Here is a 3,328-nt window from a genome sequence, read left to right as displayed (position 1 = left end):
GTGGGTGGGTGGGGTGGGGTGGGGGTCAGGTTAGGTGGGCGGCTTGGACGGCTTCGGCGGTGACCTCGGTGAGGCGGTCGGTGGGGAGAGCGCCCAGTTCCTCGCGGGCGAACCAGCGGGCCTCGCAGGTGGAGCCGCCGACGTCACCGACGGTGGGCGGGGCCGGCTGGTCCACCACCACCCGGTAGAAGGCGCGCACGCCGTGCCAGTCGATCGGGTAGCCCTCGGGGCCGAGCGAGGCGGCGTCCCGGTGGCTGGCCACCCCGAGCAACTCGACGAGTCGCCCGGTCTGCCCGGTCTCCTCGACCAGTTCCCGGATCAGCGCCGCGCCCGGCTGCTCGCCGTAGTCGGTGCCACCGCCGGGCAGGTGCCAGCAGCCGGCACCCGGGTAGCCGTCGGAGACCCGGGTCAGCAGCACCCGTCCCTCCGGGTCGGTCACCACGGCGTACGCGGCGAAGCGCTGCGCCCGGTGCAGTCCGTCCGGGCCGGGTACCGCGTAGAAGGAGGGGAACTCCGGTGCCTCGTCCGGCACGATGTCCGCCGACGAGGCCGGCAGCCCGAGGGCGCGGGCGGTGAACGAGCGAAGCGGCAACCGTGCCGCCTCGTCCCGGGTGAACCAGCGGGCCAGGTCGGTGGGCCGGTCGACCCGGTCGGAGAGCGAGCCGCCCCGGACCGACACCCGGTAGACCAACCGGTCGGTGTGGATGGTGATGCCCCGCTCCGGCAGTGCTCGCATGTCGGCCAGCACGTCGTGCAGGCCGGCGACGGCCACCGACAGGCCGGTCTCGGCGGCGGTCTCGCGGACCACGGTGTGGTGCGGGTCCTCGCCGTGGTCGACCGCCCCGCCGGGCAGGGACCACGTGCCGGGGGTGCCGGAGCGCTCCGATGCGCGGACCAGCAACACTCGGTCTACGGAATCAACACAGACTGCGTATGCCGCGATCCTGCGCAGCGGCTCCAGCATGGTGGTCACGGAGCCAAATTCTCCCCGCCACTGGTTACCGATGCGGAAAAGAGTCGGATTCCTGACTGATCACTCGCCCCTGAGAGCTGGTTCAGGGTAGGGATCCGGGCGGTCACCGAGGTCGATACGCTGCGCGACGGGGACCGTGGAGACATGACGTCCACACCTCACGCTCCGTACCGGCAACTGCGCCGGCCCACCACCGACCGGATGATCGCCGGGGTGGCCAGCGGTCTCGGCCGCTACTTCGCCGTCGACCCCACCCTGGTCCGGGTGGCCTTCGCCGTCGTCACGCTGGTGACCGGCGGGATCGCCGCCCTCGCGTACCCGATCATGTGGTTCCTGATGCCCGAGGAGCCGGCCGGCGCGCCCGCCTGGCCGCACCCGGCGCCCGGCGCGCCGCACGGACCCGCCGGCCCGCCGCCTCCGCCGGCCACCCCGCACCCAGCCTGGCCGTTCCCCGGGCCGACCGGCCCGGGGACGCAGGCCGGACCGCCCGCATCGCCGACCCCGCACCCCGACGCCCCGACCGGCTCGGCGGCAGCCGACGCCGAAGCGGCCCGTCCGGACACCACGCCGGAGACCAGGGCGACGCCGGAGCCGGCGCCACGATCGGCGCCGCAGCCACCGGCGTGAGGCACCGTCAGCGCAGCACGACGCGGTACGGCCTCACTCCCATTCGATGGTGCCCGGGGGCTTGCTGGTGACGTCCAGCACCACCCGGTTGACCTCGGCCACCTCGTTAGTGATCCGGGTGGAGATCCGGGCGATCACGTCGTAGGGCAGGCGCGACCAGTCGGCGGTCATCGCGTCCTCGCTGGAGACCGGGCGCAGCACCACGGGATGCCCGTAGCTGCGCCCGTCACCCTGCACACCGACGCTGCGCACGTCGGCCAGCAGCACCACCGGGAACTGCCAGACACCTCGGTCGAGACCGGCGGCGCTGAGCTCCTGACGGGCGATGAAGTCGGCCCGGCGGAGCACGTCGAGCCGCTCCCGGTCGACCGCGCCGATGATCCGGATGGCCAGGCCGGGGCCGGGGAACGGGTGCCGCCAGACCATCGCCTCGGGCAGCCCGAGCTGGAGGCCGAGCGTACGGACCTCGTCCTTGAACAGCGTGCGCAGCGGCTCGACCAGGGCGAACTTGAGGTCCTCGGGCAGCCCGCCGACGTTGTGGTGGCTCTTGATGTTCGCGGTGCCGGTGCCGCCGCCGGACTCGACCACGTCCGGGTAGAGGGTGCCCTGCACCAGGAACTCGACGTCGCCGTGCGAGGCGATCTCCCGGGCGGCGGCCTCGAAGACCCGGATGAACTCCCGGCCGATGATCTTGCGCTTCTGCTCCGGGTCGGTCACCCCGGCCAGCGCGCCGAGGAACCGGTCGGCCGCGTCGACCACCTTCAGCTTGATGCCGGTCGCCGCGACGTAGTCCTTCTCCACCTGCTCGGCCTCGCCCGCCCGCAGCAGCCCGTGGTCGACGAAGACGCAGGTGAGCTGATTGCCGACGGCCTTGTGCACAAGCGCGGCGGCGACCGCCGAGTCCACCCCGCCGCTGAGACCGCAGATGACCTCCTTGTCGCCGACCTGCTCGCGGATCCGGGCCACCTGCTCGTCGATGATGTTCTCGGCCGTCCAGGTCGGCTCGATCCCGGCGATCTCGTAGAGGAAGCGGGTGAGCATCTCCTGCCCGTGCGCTGTGTGCCCCACCTCTGGGTGGAACTGCACGCCGGCCCGCCGACCGAGCACGTCCTCGAACGCGGCGACCGGCGCGCCGGCCGACTCGGCGGTCACCGTGAAGCCCTCCGGCGCCTCGGTCACGCAGTCTCCGTGGCTCATCCAGACCGGCAGGTCGGCCGGCAGGTCACGCAGGAGTACGCCCGGGTCGAGCAGACGGGGCCGCAGCGGGGTGCCGCCGTACTCGCGGCTACCGGTGCGCGCCACCGTGCCGCCGAGGGAACGGGCCATCGCCTGGAACCCGTAGCAGATGCCGAAGACCGGCACGCCCGCGGTGAACAGCCCGTCGTCGACCTGTGGGGCGCCCGGCTCGTAGACGCTGGCCGGCCCGCCGGAGAGGATGATCGCGGCGGGATCGCGGGCCAGCATCTCGGCCACGGGCATGGTGTGCGGAACGATCTCGGAATAGACCTTCGCCTCACGCACCCGACGCGCGATCAGCTGAGCATACTGGGCTCCGAAATCGACCACGAGGACAGGACGCGGCAGGCTCATAGCCGGCAATCCTACCCAGCGTGACGCCCCTCCCCGCCCCCACCACCCCCACCGACCCTCCCCGCCGATCTTGCACTTTCGGCCGCCGTTATGCCCGTTGTGCGGTGCTATGCGGTGACACAAAGTGCAAGATCGCGG

2 protein-coding genes and 1 pseudogene are annotated in these 3,328 nt (G+C 72.6%); 1 reads left to right on the top strand and 2 read right to left on the bottom strand.

The window, feature by feature from the left end; translation table 11 throughout:
* Positions 1 to 25: 25 nt before the first annotated feature.
* Positions 26 to 973: an NUDIX hydrolase gene (locus tag KBX00_RS28895; RefSeq protein WP_210831221.1), complete on the bottom strand. Its 948-nt coding sequence runs from the start codon at positions 971 to 973 to the stop codon at positions 26 to 28.
* A 144-nt stretch (positions 974 to 1,117) separates the two neighbouring features.
* On the opposite strand from KBX00_RS28895, the pseudogene KBX00_RS29570 reads away from it, so the two are divergent.
* Positions 1,118 to 1,471, top strand: a pseudogene (locus KBX00_RS29570) (PspC domain-containing protein); the annotation flags it as partial.
* A 162-nt stretch (positions 1,472 to 1,633) separates the two neighbouring features.
* Here the strand turns inward: KBX00_RS29570 and guaA are convergent.
* Complete coding sequence (gene guaA / locus KBX00_RS28885; protein WP_210831219.1) at positions 1,634 to 3,190, bottom strand: glutamine-hydrolyzing GMP synthase; 1,557 nt, start codon at positions 3,188 to 3,190, stop codon at positions 1,634 to 1,636.
* Between the last annotated feature and the right edge of the window lie 138 nt (positions 3,191 to 3,328).

It is taken from the genome of Micromonospora sp. C95 (assembly GCF_018070465.1).
Lineage (GTDB): Bacteria > Actinomycetota > Actinomycetes > Mycobacteriales > Micromonosporaceae > Micromonospora.
The sequence above is the reverse complement of the archived record's forward strand: the minus strand, read 5'-3'. Positions and strand labels throughout refer to the sequence as shown.

Excerpts from the sequence above, each read along its gene's own strand:
- guaA (WP_210831219.1), bottom strand. The coding sequence starts at position 3,190 with ATGAGCCTGCCGCGTCCTGTCCTCGTGGTCGATTTCGGAGCCCAGTAT.